We start from the raw sequence: 19170 nt of genomic DNA, 5'->3' as shown, positions 1-19170 counted from the left end.
CGGCTAAACGGGGTGAGTCGGGGCTGCTCTGCGGCTTGTCGGTTCCGCTCATCTGGGGTACGGCCGTTCCGCCGGATGACTACGACCATTGGGCGCCGGAGCCTGAAGAGGGCGCCGAGGCCGTGGTCGAAGAAAACGTGGATGCGGCAGCTGCCGGTACCGACGAGTGGGACGAGTGGGCGGAATGGAGGGAGTGGGAGGCAGCAAATGCCGAACCTCATTTCGAGATGCCCCGTACCAGCAGCGTGATACCGAATTCGCCGGCGGCCGGTTGAGAGAGAGGGGGAAGACAGTCATTCCTTCACGATTGATTGGCGGCTTGGGGATCCCGCAGTTGGCAATACCAACAATCAATCTGCATGAGTAATCCTAGGTAACTGAGTCGAGAGAATTAGGAGACAGGCAAGATGGCAACACGCTTTATGACCGACCCGCACGCTATGCGGGACATGGCGGGCCGTTTCGAAATGCACGCCCAGACGGTTGAGGACGAGGCCCGCAAGATGTGGGCGTCCTCGCAGAACATCGCCGGCGCGGGCTGGAGCGGTATGGCTTCGGCAACCTCGCTGGACACCATGGGTCAGATGAACACCGCTTTCCGCAACATCGTCAACATGCTGCACGGCGTGCGTGACGGTCTCGTTCGCGACGCGAACAACTACGAGCAGCAAGAGCAGGCCTCGCAGCAGGTCCTCCGCGGCTAACGTCCACCGCAGCGAAAGCTGTTGCAGCCAAACACTTTTACAAGCTAAGGAGAACAGGTTCAATGACAATTAACTACCAGTTCGGCGATGTCGACGCCCACGGCGCCCTCATCCGCGCACAGGCCGCTTCGTTGGAGGCCGAGCACCAGGCCATCGTTCGCGATGTGCTGGCCGCCGGCGACTTCTGGGGTGGCGCCGGTTCGGTGGCTTGCCAGGAGTTCATCACCCAGTTGGGTCGCAACTTCCAGGTGATTTACGAGCAGGCCAACTCGCACGGCCAGAAGGTTCAGGCCGCCGGCAACAACATGGCGCAAACGGACAGCGCCGTCGGTTCCAGCTGGGCCTGATAGGTCTGGAGAAGTTTCGGTTCGCGGCGGCGCACCGCTGGCCGGTGCGCCCGCCCTACCGAAAATGTGCACGTCCATGTACGGGTACCCGGTGCCCGTACATGGACGTGCACATTTTTGTGCCTGATGTTCCCTGTGCCTAATTGTTCCCGTTGTCCGCAACACGCCGAGACGGTCGAGACGGTTGCGTTGGCTGGGGGCGTGGGCGCTAGAACCGCCCGCCGCCGCCCAGGAAGCCGCCGCCGGATGAGTCGCCGGATGAGCCCGAGGAGCCGCCGAACGAGGTGGGGCTCCACCCGCCGAAACCACCGCGCATGCCTCCGCTGAGGAGGTCGCCGATGATGATGCCGCCAAGGACTGCGCCGGTATTGCTGCCGCCCTGGCGCGTGTAGGCGCGCTGGGCGGCCTGCACGTCGGAATTGGCCAGCGACTGCGCGTTCGCGGCCAGCGTCGAGGCCGCGTTGGCCTGGGCGATCGCTTCGGTCGGATTGGTCGATCGGTAGCTCTGTGCGGCGTCGAGTCGACGTCCGGCCTCGGCCAGCCGGGTCCTGGCTTCCGGCCCGATACTGCCGCGACGGGTATCGATGTAGTCCGCGACCGCGCGTATCCGCGACTCGGCCGTGAACAGTGCCTGTTCGAGTGAACGTCTGAGGTGTTCGGCGTTTGCCTGCTCCTGGGCGATGGTGGCCAGGAGTCGATCGAGATCGGCGTCTGCCGTGGTGAGCTGGGCAAATGCACTCAGTGGATCCGCGGCGCCGGTGACGCGAGCGTTATCGACGGCCCGAGCGGCCGCATCGCGGGCCGCGATCAGCTCTGCTGCGTAGGCCGATTTGTTGGCCGGTGACTTCTGCAATTGCCCGTTGGCGTGCTGGATGCCCGCCTGAATGTCAGCCAGCACCGACGGCATGGTGGCAACCGCATGTCTGATGTCGCCGGCCGCGCTGTCCACCGCGTCGAGCAGCGAACGAGCCTGACCGAGCGCGGACTCGGCGGCACGTACCGCATCCACCAAACCCGTCTGTTGGCCGCTGACTGCCTTTGCGGACAACTCACGTGCCGAGCTGATGTTGCTATCGGCGAAAGCCAGCAGTTCGTGGGCGGAGGTGACATTGGCGGAGATCGAACTCAGCGCGGTGGCCCCGAACTCGTCGTGCAGCTCGACCAGTCGCTGTTCGGTCGGGGCAATGCGGGTGGTGAGTTCGATGTATTGCTGGGTGAGCAGGTCCAGCCGGGCCGGTGCGTTGATCACCAAGTCACGCAGCTTTTCGAAGGCTTCGGTCTGGGACTCCAGTTCGCGGTCGGCGTTGGCGGCCGAAACGATCACCCGGGTTAGTAGGTCACGCCGCTGCGCGGGTGTCTCGGGGGGGCTGTCGTCAAGCTGCTGACGCACGCTAAACGCTTGGGATAGCGCAGCTTTGGCGTTGCGTATCGCCTGGGAAAACGGCGGGGTCCGTTGTTCGCCGAACTCGTCGATCGCCACGGCGAGCTCATTGGAACTGGTGCGCACGGCGTTGTCGACATCGACCACCATTGACCGGGACAGTTCGTCGAGAACGTCCAACGGCACCGCGGCGAGAGCCCGGGCATCGGTGGGGTCGACCCGCCGTGCCGCAGCCAGTGCGTTGGTGCGCCGCCGGCTTGCGCGGTAGCGCATCACAATCCAGAGGATCGCGACGGCTACGGCGAGGACGCTCAGGACGACGAGCAGCGGTATTCCGCCGGACGGGCGTGGCGATTTGTTGAGTCCGTCCGCCGCGGCGACGGCAGCGCCGGCCCAGTCGCCGTCGCGCAGTTTGGGCTCGATCTTGTTGCGGCGCAGACTTTCGACCTGGCTGGAGGTAATCCCGTCCACGGTGGACGGCACCAGGAACGCGTAGGAGCGGGCGACGGTGGCCACGGCCAGTATCGCGTCGTAGTCACCCAGCTCGCTGGTTTGCATGGTGCGCTACGCCCAGTTCGTGGCGCTCTGCCCGGAGAAATCGTCGACGTAGACCACCCAGAGCCGCACATGTCGCTCGGTGTAGAGCTGGTTGACGGCGGTTGTCCCCTTCGCGCGACCCGAACTGGTGAGCGCGTCAGCGTTGTCGGTGACATAGCTCGCCAGCCGGAATTGCGGTTGGGCGCCGGAAGGCGGCGCCAACAGCAGCCCGGTGGTGAAGATCATCAAGATCACGCCAAGTAGGCGGGGGATGCGCATAGCCTAATTTAGCCTGGCGAGCACACAGTCTCATCGGAGCAAGGCTTTGCATGTCCGGGCGATTCGCCGCCGGAGGCAAACAGTGTCGGCGCGAGCGCCGGCCGTGGGTCCCGGCGGCGATCTGCCTGGCAGACTGTGGGGCGGTGAGCACAAAGCAGCAGGAGCCGTATGGCGACTTCGACCGCCAAAGGCGCGTGGTCGAAGCGCCCAAGACCGCGGGTCTGCCGGGCACCGAAGGTCAACATCGCACCGACTTCGCCCGCGACCGCGCTCGAGTGTTGCACTGTGCTGCGCTGCGCAGGCTTGCCGACAAGACCCAGGTCGTCGGACCGCGCGAAGGCGATACGCCCCGCACCCGGTTGACCCACTCACTGGAAGTGGCCCAGATCGGGCGGGGCATGGCGATCGGCCTGGGCTGCGACTTGGACCTGGTCGAATTGGCGGGTCTGGCCCACGACATCGGGCACCCGCCCTACGGGCACAACGGTGAACGGGCGCTGGACGAAGTCGCCACCGGATGCGGTGGCTTTGAGGGAAACGCGCAAAACTTCCGCATTCTGACCAGCCTCGAGCCGAAAGTTCTTGATGAACACGGCCTTAGCGTGGGTTTGAACCTGACCCGGGCAGCACTGGACGCGGTCACCAAATATCCCTGGCCACGTGGCCGCGCGCGGCGCAAGTTCGGTTTCTACGACCAAGATCTGCAACCAGCGCTTTGGGTTCGGCAGGGGGCACCGCAGCGCCGGCCGTGCCTGGAAGCCCAGGTGATGGACTGGGCCGATGATGTCGCCTATTCGGTGCACGACGTCGAGGACGGTGTCGTCTCCGAACGCATCGATCTGCGGGTGCTTGCCGACCATGACGAGGCGGCGGCGCTGGCCAAGCTGGGGGAGAGCGAATTCTCGCGGGTCAGTGCCGACGAATTGATGGAGGCTGCCGGTCGGCTGTCGGGGCTTCCCGTCGTCGCGGCGGTAGGCAAGTACGACGCGACGTTAGCGGCCTCGGTCGCGCTGAAGCAGTTGACCAGCGAGCTGGTGGGCCGGTTCGCGTCCGCCGCGATCGCGACTACCCGGGCCGCGGCCGGGCCGGGGCCGCTGGTGCGTTACCAGGCGGATCTGCACGTGCCCGAGTTGGTGCGAGCCGAGGTCGCGGTGCTGAAAATACTGGCGCTGCAGTTCATCATGTCCGATCCGCGGCATCTCGAGACTCAGGCCCGGCAACGCGAACGAATCCACCGGGTGGCGCAGCTGCTGTATGCGGGGGCGCCGCGCACGCTCGATCCGATCTTTGCCGCGGCATTCAATGCCGCCGGGGACGACGGCGCTCGGATGCGGGTCGTCGTCGATCAGATCGCCTCCTACACCGAGGGCCGCTTGGAACGTATCGACGCCGCGCAGCTGGGCGATGGGAGGGTCGGGTAAGCGGCCTGATGGCGTAGCTGTGCACGCTTTAGACTGAGCCGATGTCGGGTCCGGCGGGTACTAGAGATGCGGGTCGTCCCGGTTCGGGAGGCCGGTCCCGGATTTCTGATCGTGACATCGCCGCCATCCGCGAAGGCGCCCGCATCGAGGATGTCGTCGGCGACTACGTCCAGCTCCGACGCGCCGGCGCCGACTCACTCAAGGGTCTGTGCCCGTTTCACAACGAAAAGTCGCCGTCGTTTCATGTGCGACCCAATCACGGCCACTTCCATTGCTTCGGCTGCGGTGAGGGCGGCGACGTGTACGCGTTCGTGCAGAAGATCGAACACGTCAGCTTCGTCGAGGCGGTGGAACTGCTCGCCGACCGGATCGGTCACACGATCAGCTACACCGGCGCGGCCACCAGTGTGCAGCGTGATCGCGGCAGCCGCAGCAGGCTGATTGCCGCCAATGCGGCCGCCGCGGCGTTTTACGCCGAGGCCCTCGAGTCCCCCGAGGCGGCACTGGCCCGTAAGTACCTGACCGAGCGCAGTTTTGACGCTGCGGCCGCCCACCACTTCGGCTGCGGCTTTGCGCCGTCGGGGTGGGACTCTTTGACAAAGCATTTGCAGCGCAAGGGCTTTGAGTTCAAGGAACTGGAGGCGGCCGGGTTGTCCCGGCAGGGGCGACGTGGCCCGATCGACCGGTTTCACCGGCGCCTGCTGTGGCCCATCCGCTCCTCGGCCGGTGAGGTGATCGGGTTCGGGGCGCGGAGGTTGTTCGATGACGACCCGATGGACGCCAAGTACGTCAACACCCCCGAGACGCTGTTGTACAAGAAGTCCTCGGTGCTGTTCGGAATCGACCTGGCCAAGCGCGATATCGCCAGGGGGCATCAGGCCGTGGTGGTCGAGGGCTACACCGACGTGATGGCCATGCATCTGGCCGGTGTCACCACGGCTGTGGCATCCTGCGGCACCGCGTTCGGCGACGAGCACTTGGCGATGCTGCGCCGGCTGATGATGGACGACAGCTTCTTTCGGGGCGAGCTGATCTATGTCTTCGACGGTGACGAAGCGGGCCGTGCCGCCGCGCTCAAGGCCTTCGACGGTGAACAGAATTTGGCCGGTCAGTCCTTTGTCGCGGTCGCCCCGGACGGGATGGACCCTTGTGACCTGCGGTTGGCCTCGGGCGATACCGCCCTGCGTGACTTGGTGGCCCGACGGACCCCGTTGTTCGAGTTCGCGATCCGCACCGCCCTCGCCGAGTCGGACCTGGAGAGCGCCGAGGGCCGGGTGGGCGCGTTACGCCGCTGCGTACCGATGGTGGGTCAGATCAAAGACCCCACGCTGCGCGACGAGTACGCCCGGCAGTTGGCCGGTTGGGTCGGTTGGGACGATGTGGCTCAAGTCATCGACCGGGTGCGTGGCGAAGCGAAGAACGCCACCAGACCGAACCGGGGTGGTGCCGCGACCAAGACACCTCGTCGCGTCGCTCACGAGTCCACTGACACGGGCTCTGCCGAGCCGGCCGCCGCTCGCCCCGACCCGCGTGATCCGACGCTGTGGCCGCAGCGTGAGGCGCTCAAATCGGCGCTGCAGTACCCGGCGCTGGCCGGGCCGGTCTTCGACACCCTGACCGTCGAGAGTTTCACCCACCCCGGGTACGCCGCGGTGCGAGCAGCCATTGACGCGGCGGGCGGCACGGCGACCGGGGTCACCGGGGCGCAATGGATGGACATGGTGCGCCAACAGACCACTTCACCGTTGACCTCAGGGCTGATCAGTGAATTGACGGTAGAGACGATCCAGGTTGATGAGGAGAAACTGCCCCGCTACATCGGTGGTGTCCTGGCCCGGCTGCAGGAGGTCTGGATGGGCCGGCAGATCGCCGAGGTGAAATCCAAGCTCCAGCGGATGTCACCGATTGAACAAGGCGACGAGTATCACGCGCTGTTTGGCGACCTGGTCGCTATGGAGGCCTATCGACGCAGCCTGTTGGAACAGGCCAGCGGCGATGACCTCACCGCGTGAGACGGGGCGTCAGGTCAGGGTGCGGCCTTGGGTTGGCGTTCAACGACGACCGTCTGCGTGTCGATCTCGGTCAACGTGACGAACCCGGAATCGGGGGAGACGCGGTTGGCGATCTTGCGGCGTCCGGCGTCGATCACCGTTTTGGCGGCGGGGCTGCCGGTAAGCGCGCGATAGGTGCCGGCGATCTGCTCGTAACGGCGGCGCCCGGCCTTCGCGCCCAACACGTAACCCAGTCCCAGCAGGGCGACATACCCGATCAATGCGGTCCCTCCGACTAATGGTGCGGTTGCTTCTATCCTGCCTCACGGGCACGGCGGTGCGCTCGCCCGATCCCTCCAGCCGGGTGCGCGGCGCCGAAAAAACGACGATCGGGTGGGTATCTGGTCCCTCTGATAGTTGGGCGCAGGTCTACCAGTACGCTAGAGTCGTCCCGCGATCTGCACCACCGTTCGCATGGACCGGTTAGTCCCCTGTAGCTCAATTGGCAGAGCATTCGGCTGTTAACCGAAGGGTTGGAGGTTCGAGTCCTCCCGGGGGAGCCAAGATAGTTAGACGGGTCGCTTGATCGATTGACCGGCATTCCGCGGACATCGCCGCTACCCGTTAACCCGCTGCGATAATCACCGCTCAGGCAATGGGTGCCCGGTGAAGGCGGGCGACCAGTGGGTAGAGCTGACAGCCCAGGCAGATACCGAATGCCGCGTTGAGGAAGGCCGCGAACAACGCCAACGAGGTCGCGACGACGCCCCACAGCGGTACCCCGAGGGCAAAGCCGACGACGCCGGCGGCGGCGAAAATCAGTCCGACCAATTGGGCGAACCGCAGTGGCGGCACCGGCTCGAGTTCCCGCGCCGGTCCAAGTCGCGCAGCGGCGAGTTTGGCGAACAGGAATCCATAGGGGCTGCGGCGTGGACCCCGCAGCGCGGTGACGGCGAAGACCATGGTCTGGACGCCCAGGATCACCGCTGCGGCCCGGGTGCTGGAGATGGAGACGACCAGGGTGAGGATCAGGACCATCGTGGTGATCCACGCGGCAAATCGCGGGCCTCGTACATCCACTTGACTTGGATGGCTGGGCATCTGGCCGCTCCTGTCCGGCGGTGGCGGTTAGGTGAGCAAGGGGATCAGCGTTGCCCGCAGGTCAGCTACCTTCGGGACACCCGCGGTGCGGTATCGCTGCCGCCCGTCGGTGTCGAAGATGAAGGTAGTGGGTAAGGAGAGCACAGACAGCCGTTTCGCCGCGACCGGATTCGCGTCGATGTCGACCTCCACGTGTGCCACATCGGGTAGCTCCTCGCATACCTGATCGACCACGCGGCGCACCGCGGCGCAGGGGCCACACCAATTGGCGCTGAAGTGCATGACGGTGGGCCCGGTTTCAGATAGGCCAAGATCCGAGGTGTCCTGGTGCGCGCGGTCGGTCGAGGGGCCGGTTTCACGCAACACTCCCGCGCGGCGATTGACCGTCAGCCCGATCGCCGATGCCCCGGTCAGGGCCGCGACGATCGCGGAGGCGGCTATCAAAGTGGTGCTCATCGGCCAATCCTCAGATCGAGAAGTCTTCGCCGTGCCACACCCCGGCCTCCGGCGGCCGGATCACCCGCGCGTTGGGCGGGCGGTCGTCGACCTGCGCCTCCAACCTGGCCACCCTGGTCAGCAGCGACTGCAGGCTGACCCCCACCAGATCGGGTAGTAGCGAGTCGTCGTCTCCAGACGGCCCCTGGCGGCTGATGACCTGTCCGGGCACCCCCACCACCACCGCACTCGACGGGACTTCTTTGACGACGACGGAGTTGGCGCCGACGCGGCTGTCGTCGCCGATCTTGATCGGGCCCAGGATCTTGGCGCCCGCGCCGATGATCACCCGGTCGCCGAGAGTGGGATGGCGTTTGCCGACGTCGGTGCCGGTGCCGCCGAGGGTGACACCGTGGTACAGCGTGACGTCGTCGCCCACCTCTGCGGTCTCACCGATGACAACCCCGGTCGCGTGATCGATGAACAGCCCGCCACCGAGTACGGCCCCGGGGTGGATATCTACACCGGTCAGGATGCGATTGATCTCGCCCAGCGCGCGCGCCACCAGACGGGCGTTACGACGCCACAACCAGTGGCTGATCCGGTGTCCCCACACCGCGTGCACGCCCGGGTAGCAGAAGATGACCTCCAGCGTGGTGGGCCGGGCCGGATCACGCTGTCTGGCGGCCTGGATGTCGCGTCGTATCTGGGTCAGCATGGTCACTCGCTCAGATCCGCGAACAACACCGTGCTCAGATATCGCTCGCCAAAGTCGGGTAGGACGACGACGATGAGTTTCCCGGCGTTCTCCGGCCGGTGGGCTAGCTCGCGCGCCGCCCACACGGCCGCGCCCGACGAGATGCCGACCAGCAGTCCTTCTTCGGTTGCCATCCGTCGGGCCAGCTCGAGGGCATCGTCGTTGCCGACGGTTATCACCTCGTCGACCAGGGCGAGGTCGAGCACCGGGGGCACGAATCCCGCACCGATGCCCTGGATCGGGTGCGGTCCCTTCTGTCCACCGGACAGCACCGGGGACGCCGCCGGTTCCACGGCAACAAACTGGGCCGAAGGCCTGCGCTGCTTGATGACCTGGGCAACTCCGGTGATTGTGCCGCCCGTCCCGACTCCGGATACGAAGATGTCGACCTTGCCGTCGGTGTCGCGCCACACTTCTTCTGCGGTCGTGACGGCGTGGACCGCCGGATTCGCCGGATTTTCGAATTGCTGGGGGATGAAGTATCGGTCGTCGGTCTTGGCCAGCTCCTCGGCTTTGGCGATGGCGCCCGCCATGCCCTCCGCGCCGGGGGTGAGGACGAGCTCGGCGCCGTAGGCGCGCAACAGCATGCGCCGCTCGATGCTCATCGTGTCCGGCATCGTCAGCACGCACTTGTAGCCGCGTGCGGCGGACACCATGGCCAGCGCGATGCCGGTGTTGCCGCTGGTCGGTTCGAGGATGATGGTGTCGGGTTTGATCAGACCGGCTTTCTCGGCCGCATCGATCATCGCGACCCCGATGCGGTCTTTGATGCTTCCGGCTGGATTGAACGATTCCAGTTTGGCGACGGCATCGGCCGCTGCGCCGTCGGTGACCCGCCGCAGCCGGACCAGCGGCGTACCCCCAATCAGCTGGGCGATGTTTTCTGCGATGGTCATTGGCAGTCTCCATCGGTGTCGGCGCCGCCCGCGGCGGCCACCCGGATGCGGTCGAACTCGGTTGTGGTGGGAGCAGGAGTCGTTGGCCAAACTGGGAGTCGGTGCGTGGCGCCGGCGGCCGCCTCGGTACCGGGGCGCCCGACGCGGCCAGTGCCGCTGAGGCTCAGGGGGATTGGCGCCCGTGGTTGGTCCGAGAAAGCGGAGCCGGAAGCGGTGGTGGGCTGGTCGAGTTCGCCGACGTCCGGGCCGGTACAAGTGCGCGGGTTAACGGCGGGAAACGCTGAGATGTCCTGCCGGACAGCGCCGTTGCCCGGCTTTACCGCCACTCGCGCGGCGGCCGGGCTGATCAGATGGTGGTAGCGCGGTGTCCGGTTCGCCCGGGCTTTGCGGTTGGGTACGGATAACACAGTCATAGCGGGGTTGGTCTTCCTGAAGACTTTGGTCAGCTTGCGTCACAATCCATGAGACGACAGAGGCGACGATTACTGGACGGTCAGAACGCGTCAGGAATCAACAGCAACAACAACAGTCCACGGCGGGGCAGCGCGTGAGGACAAAGCTCAGCTGTGCGGCCTGTTGCATGGCTCTACTATAAAGCATGCGGGTATTCCGCCTGTTCGGACGGCAGGGTCCGGCATGCGCGTCGAGTGGGCTTGGCTGCTGGCTCGTGCCGGTTCACGGCTGCGGGGCGGGTCTGGAGCGGTAGTGCGATCGCCGACACTAGTCGTATTCGGGCAGCCACATGGTTTCGCGAATGGCCTGACCTACGTCAGCATGGTTTCTGGTGGCCACGTTGTCTGCGACGGCTGCTTGGTACACGGCCGCCGCGACCGTTCTCGAAATCCCCCGCAGGTCCTGGACACCCGGCAGCAGGGAATCCCCGGTCGTTGTCGGACTCGCCTGGTGCGCAAGGGCTTTCGCTGCCGCTCGCAGCATGCCCTGGGTCAACAACCGGGCCCCGGCCACGATCACGCCCAGCCCTATGCCGGGGAACACCAGCACGTTGTTGGCCTGGCCGATCGTGTAGGCGATGTCGTGGTATTCGACGGGTGCGACCGGGGTGCCGGTGGTAACCAACGCCTTTCCTCCCGACCACGCCAGCACGTCGGCGGGCATGGCCTCCATCCGCGAGGTCGGATTGGACAGCGGAAAGATCATCGGGCGATCGCACGATTGCATCATCGCCTCGACCACCTCTTGGTTGAATGCGCCGGAGACGGTCGAGGATCCGAGCAGGACGGTCGGTGCGGTGAGCTTGATCGCGTCGACCAGGCCCACCCGATCCGAGGCGCCGACGCCTAGCCGGGCCCGGTTCTTGGCGTAGGGCACCTGGAACTCGCGCAGGTCAGCCATGTCGTCGAACAACAGGCCTTGTTTATCGACGGCCCAGATCTGCGACGTTGCCTGCTCGACGGTGGCGCCATCGGCGACCATCGCGTCACGGATCTGGTCGGCGACTCCAACCCCGGCGGTACCGGCGCCGAAGACAATCACCGTGTTGTCGCGCACCGGGACTCCGGTGACATGGGATCCGCCGTCAATGGCCGCCACCACCACCGCGCCGGTGCCCTGTACGTCATCGTTGAACACGCAGTAGTCCGCACCGTATGTCCGCAGGATCATCCGCGCGTTGGTCGGCCCGAAGTCCTCGAAGTGCAGCATCGCGCGGGGGAACAGCCGGTGGGCGATCTCGATGTAGCGCTTGATGAACTGGTCGTATTCCTCGCCGCGGCGCCGGGCATGGCGATTACCCAGATAGAACGGGTCCTGCAACAGCTGTTCGTTGTCGGTACCGACATCGAGTGACACCGCCAGACTGCGGCGAGGGTCGATGCCGCCGCCCGCGGTGTACAGGGCCAACTTGCCCACCGCGATCTGGATGCCCCCGACGCCCCAGTCTCCGATGCCAAGGATGGCTTCGGCGTCGGTGCAGACGATCAGGTCGACGTCGTCGGGACCCAGACCGAACGTTTCGAAGGCAGCAGCGATCTCATCGGGCTCATCGATGCTCAGAAACAATCCCCGTTGACCACGGTATTCATCCGAGAAGCGTTGGATGGCCTCTCCGACGGTGGGCGTGTACACCACCGGCAAGAGCTCGACCAGGTGCTCGGTCAGCACTTTGTAGTACAGCAGTTCGTGGCGATAGTGCAGCTGCTCCAGGAGCAGATTGCGGCCCAGGTCAGTGGCCAGGCTTTGCAGCTGATGCCATACGCGTTCGGACTGTTGGTCCAGGGTGAGCACGGCGGCGGGCAGTCGGCCGGTCAGGCCCAGTGCTCGACGTTGCTCGTGGGTAAAGCCGACGCCGCGATTGAGACTTGGTGTGGACAACGCATCCGGAAACCGAGGCACCCGGGCATCGCTCATCGATAGCCTCCATCCGTGACTTGACGAGTTAAGCCACGGTAACGCCCCGCGGCGGCCCCGGGAAGATGATCGGCGCCTGCGCGTTTCTGCCGGCTGTTTCCCGGCGGACTGGTCGGGCTTCCGGTATCGCATACCGCTGTCGCTGAGGCGTTTTCGGCGTTGTCGGCCCGGACGCCGCGCTGGCCAAGCCGCGCCCTGGGCGCACGCTACGGGTGGGTTTGGGGAGCCCGGCCGGGACCATGGTGAATGATTTCTCGCCGCAATCGGGCATAAGGAAGCTGCCGGCACATATTTATTCACGCCAAGTTACAAATTCGCGGACACCGACGGTTATCGAAGCTTACAGTTCACCGCAGATCGTTGCCGAAATTCACGCAATCGGGACGCGCTCCCAATGCCTGATGAACGGGGCCGGTATGAACCGCACTCAGCTCCTCACCATCTTTGCCACCGGGCTTGGCCTATTCATGATCTTCCTTGACGCGTTCATCGTGAATGTGGCGCTACCGGACATCCAAAATACCTTTGGGGTGGGGGAGGACGGCCTGCAATGGGTGGTGGCGGCATACAGCCTCGGCATGGCGGTCTTCATCATGTCGGCCGCCACGCTTGCCGACCGCTACGGCCGCCGTCGCTGGTACCTGATGGGTATCGTCTTGTTCACGCTGGGATCGATCGCCTGCGGTTTGGCGCCCTCGATCGCGATGCTCACCGCTGCGCGGGGGGTTCAGGGTTTCGGTGCGGCAACGGTCAGCGTCACTTCACTGGCACTGGTGAGCGCCGCATTTCCCAACCCCAGGGCTCCGGCGTTGTTGATTAGCAGGCTTGTGAGCTGGGGAATTGTGGATTGAGGAGGTGTAGGCGGCGGTTGGCGGTCAAAGCGGTGATCCGGCAGGCTTCGGCGATGTTGTCGGCGCCGTTGAGGCGGTGCAGATTGATCGCGGTGTTGCGTAGCGTTGCTAGGACCTGTGCGCCGTTTCCGGTATGTGCCCTTTGACGGTCTTCGTCGAAGGTGACGTCGCGTATCCAGTGCAGGCTGTTCTCGATTCCCCAGTGTTGACGCATCCAGGTCATGATCGCGGTAGGGCGGGCGTGCTCGAACGGCAGGCTGCAGATGGCATAGACCACCTCCACGCTGCGCTGGTCGGTGGCGGTGATCAAGCGTTCACGAGTGATCCGGATGATTTGTTTTGCGTAGGGGAAGCCGATTCCTCGTGCAGCGGTGATGATTTGCAGGGTGCGGGTCTCGACACGGCCGTGGCCGCGGGAGTCGTCGGTAGCGGCTGCGGGCACCTCGGCCCAGGGCAGCGCGGTGATACGCGCAAGTATTTTGGCTTGGTTGGACTTGACGATCATCAGGTAGTGCGACTTCAAGGTGGCGCAGATCAACTTCGCGGTGACGACCTGGGTATGCATCGCATCCACGGTGACCAGCCACCGCAAGCTACCCGGCAGCAGCGTGAGCAGGGCACGTACGCAGGGAATTTCATTGCTTTTCTCGGCGACAGCGAGTTGACCGAGCACCAATCGGGCACGGTGGGCGAACACCGACACGAGATGCGTGGCTGTCGCTTTGGCGCGTAAAGCACCACGCAGCATCTTGCCGTCCAACGCGATCGGCACCAATCCACTGGGGTCGCTGCTGGCCACGTGTGCAGTGAAGTAACTGCCCATCCTGGCGTTGAGGTCGGCGGGGTCTAGCCGAGACAAAACAGCGCGGAAGGTCTTCTCACTGGGCCGCCGGAACCGGACCCCTAATTGGGCCAACACATCATCGGGAGCGGTGGCCGCCCATGTGGCAAAACCAGCATAGCCGCGCATCCCCGCGGCAGTGGCCAGAACCGCGATCGCCAACAAAGCCATCAGCGAATACCTCCGACCGCGTGGGTCCCTCGGGTCTGGCACCGAGGCCAACACATCGAGAAACTCCGATCCGATGAGCTCGCTGCGCTCACCAGGACTCCAGCGGTCGAACACCTCTGGAACCGACGACACAGGCAATACTGAAACGGTAGGCACGGGCAACTCCAGACCAACGACGAACAGTAACCAACTCGATCGTTCTCCAGATAGTCCGTGCCTACACTCCGGCCCCAATAGCGCGGCACCAAAGATCATCAACCCAGCTCACAAGCCTGCTAATCAACAACGCCGGAGCCCTGGGGCTACACCCCGGGGGCGACCGGCCTGATGATCCTCCCGTTCAGCGCCGGCGTCGCCGTCGTTTCGCCACTGGTGGGAAGCCTGGTTGCGCGGGTCGGCGCGCGCGTGCTCATCCACATCGGGCTCGGTCTGTTGATGCTGGGGCTGCTTACGCTGATCGCCAGCGAGCACCGGAGCTGGGCCCTGGTACTGGTCGGCCTTGGATTTTGTGGCACCGGCGTGGCGCTGTGTCTGACACCGATCACCACCGTCGCCATGACCGCGGTTCCCCCGGAACGCGCTGGCATGGCGTCGGGCATCATGAGTGCACAGCGGGCGATCGGCTCGACGATCGGCTTCGCCGTGTTGGGATCGGTATTGGCCGCCTGGCTGTCGGCCACGCTCGAACCTCACCTGGAACCTGCGGTGCCCGATCCGGTCCAGCGACACACCATTGCCGAAGTCATCATCGACAGTGCCAACCCGCGCGCCCACGTCGGTGGGATCGTGCCGCGGCGGGAAATCGTGCACCGCGATCCCGTGGCGATCGCGGAGGAAGACTTCATCGAAGGCATACGCGTGGCGTTCTTCATCGCCACGGCATCACTAGGCTTCGTGTTTCTGGCGGGCTGGCGGTGGTTCCCCCGTGGCGGGGCAGGCATGCTCGGCGATGCCGAGCGCGAGGCGGACGCCGTCGGTCTTTGAATCGTCGAGGGAAAGTCGGGACGTCGGCCGGCCCGACGCCGCTGGGGTACTTCTGGGCCGCACGCCCCGCCAGCTGCGCTACGTTCCGGCACCAAGAGCTGGCCAAACCTGCACGATGTAGCCAAGCTTCGCCAATCCGGCGTCGTTGACCACGTCGCTGGACTCCGCTGCTACCTGCCGTACACCAGAAGTGCTATGTCCCAACGCCCTGCAGAACAAGGACCAAAAGAAGTCGAGTTCCTTTGAGCCGTGGTGCTTCTCAGATGATGTGCTCCTCATCTGCGCCGCGAGGGTGTCTGAGTGGCAGGTATCGGTCAGGCGGGTACCGGCTCACCGCTTGTCGCGTTGGTCCAGTCGGTGTCCCAACTGTTCGGCAACATTGGCAATCGCGGGCTGTCGTTGAAATCGTTGCTCTCTAGCACCGTTACCCCCGCGGGGGAAGCGTGTGACTTCGCGGACAGGGTTCCGGCAAAGCCCGGTGCTGTTGAATCTTGCTGGCAAGCTACCGCCGTAGCCGTTGTGTTTGGATGAGCGAGCGTGCTGGCCGCCACCAGCCTGGCTTCCGGCGCTACGCTTGGCGGCCCATCGCCGGCCGACGCTACCGCAGAAGAACTGTCCCACAGCGGCTTTGCTCCGGTGTGTGCGGCCACAGGCTTGGCGCTCGCAGTCGCTAGTCCGGCGTCGGCGGGCGGCACGCCCACGCTCGCAGGCTGTGCGTAAAGGCTGAGCAGAAACGGAAGATTCTGGGCAATATCGATATCGAAGGCAGCCGACAAACCCCGCTCGGTACCGGTCAACGCGCATGCCGTTGCAACTGCGAACGGAGAACTAGCCGCCACGGCCAAAGCCAGCGGCACTGGAGCGATCGCCGCCGCGAGCAGCGCGATCATGATCGGGATGATGTTCTCGATGACGACTGTCGCCAGGGCCCAAACGACAAATGCCACCGTCCAAATCACGAACATGAGAGCCTGCAACAGCTCTCCCGCTATCAGGAGGGCAATCAGTTCCGATACGAAAAGATATATGAACTCGGCAAGTTTCGCGATAAACGCAATAATCGCCAGGATGGTTTCCCATAGGAATAGCGGTGCTGGGACGAGGGCGTCCGAGAAGGCGCCGGCGAGGGTACCGATTTCGGCCTTGAGTACCGGCGGGGCTGGTGTGGTGTGGGGCATCGAGGCCAGTGTCGTGCCCGAGACGACTTGATAGGCGCTCATGGTGGTGGCCGCTTGGATCCACATCCGTGCGTAGTCGGCTTCGTTGAGCGTGATGGGGATGGTGTTGAGCCCAAAGAATTGGTCGCGACCAGCGCCGTGTGGGTGGTGTGGTTGACGGCTAGCTCCGCCAGTGTCGGCATCGTTGCCAGCGCGCTGGTGTAGGCCCCGGCCGCCACCTCGTGCTCGGCCGCCGTCGCCGCGTAGCCGGCGCTGGTGGTGGTCAGCCAGGCTAGGTACGGCGCGTGCGCATCGACATAGCTCTGCGCGCTCGGCCCCTCCCACGTAGCGGCCGCTCCACCCAGCAAGGTGGTGAGCTCCTCTGCCACCGAGGCGTGTTCGGCAGAAAGTGCCGTCCATGCCGTTGCGGCCTCATACAGTGGGCCGGGGCCCGGGCCCGCGCTCAGCAAGGCCGAATGCACTTCCGGCGGCGAAGCCATCCATACAGACGCCGTCACGAGGGGGCTCCTGAAATCCTAGCTCCTCGGTCCGGGGCGGGTGCGTTGCCCTGGGTGCGCGGTTCCGCCAAAGCTGACGACAACGGATCTGCCCAAGCAGGCGGCGAGGCCAGCTTGCCCTGCCTCGCCAACAACAGAGCACTCAACGACACCGCGCCCACCGGGCGCGCATCCCTAGGAACCACTGGTCCTCCGATCGTCAATACCTGACAGCTTTGAGGCCTTGAGGCTGCCCCTGGTCGCGAACAGCCGCGGCTAGGGCTGCTGGCCGCTGGGAAGGCAAATCCGCATTTGCGGCCGAGCGTAGCAAATGGTTGCTGGGCCTTCCGAAATCGACTGTTCGGTGAGACGTCCTGACAGAGAGGGCATTTCGACGGCTCAAACGCGTGGCTGTAAAGGAGGTGGACAGTACCTTTCGGTAAGGTATGAGTGGGGCATTTGTAAAGGTGATGACTGCTCACCCTCTGCTGTGGCGCAACAAAATGTGGCCGATCTTCGCCGGCCGCTGATGCGCCAGCCTTGGCGGACTTGTATCGATAATCCTGAGAATTGTCGAAACACGTTTAGCCACAGCACTATTAGTTCACCGCGCAGGTTGAGTTGGGTCCCTCGAGGTAGCGCCGGAACGCTAAGCGGGACAATGAAATAGAAGTCAGCTCTGGTGATCCGACGCACGGTGGGCTGGTTGATGCGCGCGATGGGGCGTGGCGAGGGCCGGCGAGGTCTGGGGCACGGCCATCTCGGTTGCCCGCAGGGCATGTGTCTCGCGGATTTTGGAGCTGCCGCACTTGATGCCAACCGCAACTCACGGGTTTGGTTGGCCGACATGACCCTGCTGGACCCGCATGCGGCACAAGTAGCGTGCGCATGATCTCAGTGGGGAACCGCGGCTGCTCCCAGTCCGATCACCGAACCATGTTGGACGGAAATCCGGATGTGCGGATCTGCGCCGGCAACGACTCGACCACATGTGTGTCACGGGGGCCGGTGGGCAGTCGTTGGGGCTGGCCAGTTGCGTAAGCCGGTCGAGGCCCCGCAGCACCGTGTGCCCGCCCAATGTCCAGTGCTGGCTCTCGTCGGGGGCGCTCGCCTGCACTGTCTCAGCCGAACTCAGGACGCGGTGTGGATCCGATTTCGCCAGTTCGCACAATCGCGCCGCGATGTTGACCGGTTCACCGATGACGGTGTATTCGAACCGTTCGAATGCTCCTACATTGCCCGCCAGGACAGCTCCCGCGGCCACTCCAATCGCGGCCTGGCACTCGGGTACCTCGTTGGCGAGTCGATGAGCGATCGCGCGGGCGGCGCCCAGCGCGTCGGTTTCTGGTAAACCGCCCGGATCGGGGCGCCGAAGATAGCCAGAGTTCCGTCGCCCTGGAACTCGTTGATCAGTCCGTTGCGTCGGCTCACCTCGTCGATGATGACGGCAAACATTTGATTGAATAGCCGCACAACCTCGGCGGGAGGGCGGGCGGTCACCAAACGGGTAGATCCGATGATGTCCACGAAAAGAACCGCGACGCAGCGCTCTTCGCCGCCAAGTTCGAAACTCTGGTCCTCGGCGGCAGCGGCGACGTCACGCCCGACATGACGGCCGAACAGGTCCCGGATCCGTTCACGCTGGCGCAGCCCCTCAACCATTGCGTTGAAGCCGCGCTGCAGTTCGCCGAGCTCGGTCCCGTCGAAGACATCGAGCTGACAATCAAGGTCACCAGATTCCACACGCTTGAGGGCTGAATGTAGATCGCGCACTGACGTCGCAGTCAGCCAGGCCGCGATCATGTTGCACAGCACGCCCGAGACGAGCGCGGCCGGCGCCAGCAACAACAGCACGAGCCCAAGATCGTTCCTGGTCAGGTGTTGTTGCGACATCGCGAACGCGACAGCGAGGATGATCCCCACCAGTGGAACACCCGAGCCCAACACCCACGACGTCGTGGCGCGTCCCATCACGCTGGGGGCAAGACGCCGTGTGGGCTGCCCGCCGCCAAGCGCGATGGTGGCCGCCGGCCGCAGCATCAGCTCGGCGAAGAAGTAACAGGTAGCCGACAGTGCGATGCCACTTAGGCTGGTGCCGAGAATGATCTTGGGGACGTACTCGTAACTGACGCGTCCGTAAAGGACGGCGAACAGTGCCGAACCGATCGTCCACGAGACCACGGGAACCAGGGCTAGGCGCCAGGGGGCGAGGAAAGCGTTGCGTTGGTCCTTTGCCGTCAACGGCTGATTGTCGTTCTCCCATCGCAATCCGGCGAGGACCCGCTTGATGAGCCACACCCAGCCGAAGGTCATTGCCATGACAACGTAGACGGGCAGGACCCCCTCGGTGATCCACAGAACCTCTGGTGCGAACATGTCTGGGGTCGGGATCGCCACGATGACCAGGACCAGAACCAAAGCAACGCCGGCCAGGTTCGAGATCATCATGAAGC

General features: G+C 64.7%; 15 protein-coding genes, 1 tRNA gene and 4 pseudogenes. 8 read left to right on the top strand and 12 right to left on the bottom strand.

The window, feature by feature from the left end:
• The first annotated feature begins 23 nt into the window (after positions 1-23).
• The 3 genes from SHTP_RS17780 to SHTP_RS17770 all read left to right on the top strand — a co-directional run bounded on the left by SHTP_RS17780 (position 24) and on the right by SHTP_RS17770 (position 1051).
• Positions 24-275: a hypothetical protein gene (locus SHTP_RS17780; protein WP_172900681.1), complete on the top strand. Its 252-nt coding sequence runs from the start codon at positions 24-26 to the stop codon at positions 273-275.
• 132 nt (positions 276-407) lie between these two features.
• Entirely contained in the window at positions 408-704 is a 297-nt protein-coding gene (esxM, locus tag SHTP_RS17775; RefSeq protein ID WP_011739602.1) for a type VII secretion system effector EsxM, read from the top strand.
• A gap of 62 nt (positions 705-766) precedes the next feature.
• Positions 767-1051, top strand: a complete 285-nt coding sequence (locus SHTP_RS17770) for a WXG100 family type VII secretion target (RefSeq protein ID WP_011740938.1) — start codon at positions 767-769, stop codon at positions 1049-1051.
• Between the two features lie 208 nt (positions 1052-1259).
• Here SHTP_RS17770 and SHTP_RS17765 read toward each other — a convergent pair.
• Positions 1260-3248: pseudogene (locus SHTP_RS17765) on the bottom strand (TPM domain-containing protein).
• A 143-nt stretch (positions 3249-3391) separates the two neighbouring features.
• Here SHTP_RS17765 and SHTP_RS17760 point away from each other — a divergent pair.
• Both SHTP_RS17760 and dnaG read left to right on the top strand, forming a co-directional pair.
• Positions 3392-4669, top strand: a complete 1278-nt coding sequence (locus SHTP_RS17760; RefSeq protein WP_020725914.1) for a deoxyguanosinetriphosphate triphosphohydrolase — start codon at positions 3392-3394, stop codon at positions 4667-4669.
• Between the two features lie 41 nt (positions 4670-4710).
• Complete coding sequence (dnaG, locus tag SHTP_RS17755; RefSeq protein WP_012395273.1) at positions 4711-6681, top strand: DNA primase; 1971 nt, start codon at positions 4711-4713, stop codon at positions 6679-6681.
• 14 nt (positions 6682-6695) lie between these two features.
• Here dnaG and SHTP_RS17750 read toward each other — a convergent pair whose 3' ends face one another.
• Positions 6696-6941, bottom strand: a complete 246-nt coding sequence (locus SHTP_RS17750; RefSeq protein ID WP_011739606.1) for a hypothetical protein — start codon at positions 6939-6941, stop codon at positions 6696-6698.
• A gap of 206 nt (positions 6942-7147) precedes the next feature.
• Between SHTP_RS17750 and SHTP_RS17745 the strand changes: the two genes are divergently transcribed.
• A tRNA-Asn gene (locus SHTP_RS17745) sits at positions 7148-7223 on the top strand.
• A gap of 85 nt (positions 7224-7308) precedes the next feature.
• Here the strand turns inward: SHTP_RS17745 and SHTP_RS17740 are convergent.
• The 6 genes from SHTP_RS17740 to SHTP_RS17715 all read right to left on the bottom strand — a co-directional run bounded on the left by SHTP_RS17740 (position 7309) and on the right by SHTP_RS17715 (position 12216).
• Positions 7309-7761 carry a DUF4395 domain-containing protein gene (locus SHTP_RS17740; RefSeq protein ID WP_096371311.1) on the bottom strand — a complete coding sequence of 151 codons (453 nt, stop codon included), beginning with the start codon at positions 7759-7761 and terminating at the stop codon, positions 7309-7311.
• A gap of 27 nt (positions 7762-7788) precedes the next feature.
• Positions 7789-8217: a thioredoxin family protein gene (locus SHTP_RS17735; RefSeq protein ID WP_012395271.1), complete on the bottom strand. Its 429-nt coding sequence runs from the start codon at positions 8215-8217 to the stop codon at positions 7789-7791.
• Positions 8218-8227: 10 nt separating this feature from the next.
• Entirely contained in the window at positions 8228-8914 is a 687-nt protein-coding gene (cysE, locus tag SHTP_RS17730; protein WP_015356454.1) for a serine O-acetyltransferase, read from the bottom strand.
• A gap of 2 nt (positions 8915-8916) precedes the next feature.
• Positions 8917-9849 (bottom strand): cysteine synthase A, encoded by a 933-nt coding sequence (gene cysK / locus SHTP_RS17725; protein WP_096371310.1) that lies wholly within the window; start codon positions 9847-9849, stop codon positions 8917-8919.
• On the bottom strand, positions 9846-10262 hold the full coding sequence (locus tag SHTP_RS17720) for a hypothetical protein (RefSeq protein ID WP_096371309.1): 417 nt from the start codon (positions 10260-10262) through the stop codon (positions 9846-9848). The genes cysK and SHTP_RS17720 overlap by 4 nt, the downstream gene beginning before the upstream one ends.
• 307 nt (positions 10263-10569) lie before the next feature.
• Positions 10570-12216, bottom strand: coding sequence for an NAD-dependent malic enzyme (locus SHTP_RS17715; RefSeq protein ID WP_096371308.1), 1647 nt, complete (start codon positions 12214-12216; stop codon positions 10570-10572).
• Positions 12217-12632: 416 nt separating this feature from the next.
• Here SHTP_RS17715 and SHTP_RS17710 point away from each other — a divergent pair.
• Positions 12633-13034 (top strand): annotated as a pseudogene (locus SHTP_RS17710) (MFS transporter); the annotation flags it as partial.
• On the opposite strand, the gene SHTP_RS17705 reads toward SHTP_RS17710, so the two are convergent.
• On the bottom strand, positions 13033-14235 hold the full coding sequence (locus SHTP_RS17705) for an ISAs1-like element IS2404/ISMul1 family transposase (protein ID WP_420872975.1): 1203 nt from the start codon (positions 14233-14235) through the stop codon (positions 13033-13035). The pseudogene SHTP_RS17710 and the gene SHTP_RS17705 sit on opposite strands and share 2 nt — an antisense overlap.
• A 144-nt stretch (positions 14236-14379) precedes the next feature.
• Here SHTP_RS17705 and SHTP_RS17700 point away from each other — a divergent pair.
• Positions 14380-15063, top strand: a pseudogene (locus SHTP_RS17700) (MFS transporter); the annotation flags it as partial.
• A 314-nt stretch (positions 15064-15377) separates the two neighbouring features.
• Here SHTP_RS17700 and SHTP_RS17695 read toward each other — a convergent pair.
• The 3 genes and pseudogenes from SHTP_RS17695 to SHTP_RS29860 all read right to left on the bottom strand — a co-directional run bounded on the left by SHTP_RS17695 (position 15378) and on the right by SHTP_RS29860 (position 19162).
• Positions 15378-16738: pseudogene (locus SHTP_RS17695) on the bottom strand (PPE domain-containing protein).
• An 805-nt stretch (positions 16739-17543) separates the two neighbouring features.
• Positions 17544-17981 carry an adenylate/guanylate cyclase domain-containing protein gene (locus SHTP_RS29865; protein ID WP_265338801.1) on the bottom strand — a complete coding sequence of 146 codons (438 nt, stop codon included), beginning with the start codon at positions 17979-17981 and terminating at the stop codon, positions 17544-17546.
• Positions 17948-19162, bottom strand: a complete 1215-nt coding sequence (locus SHTP_RS29860) for an adenylate/guanylate cyclase domain-containing protein (RefSeq protein WP_265338854.1) — start codon at positions 19160-19162, stop codon at positions 17948-17950. The genes SHTP_RS29865 and SHTP_RS29860 overlap by 34 nt, the downstream gene beginning before the upstream one ends.
• Positions 19163-19170 lie beyond the last annotated feature (8 nt).

It is taken from the genome of Mycobacterium ulcerans subsp. shinshuense, assembly GCF_002355775.1.
GTDB lineage: Bacteria > Actinomycetota > Actinomycetes > Mycobacteriales > Mycobacteriaceae > Mycobacterium > Mycobacterium marinum.
This window is presented reverse-complemented; position numbering and strand designations above follow the sequence as displayed.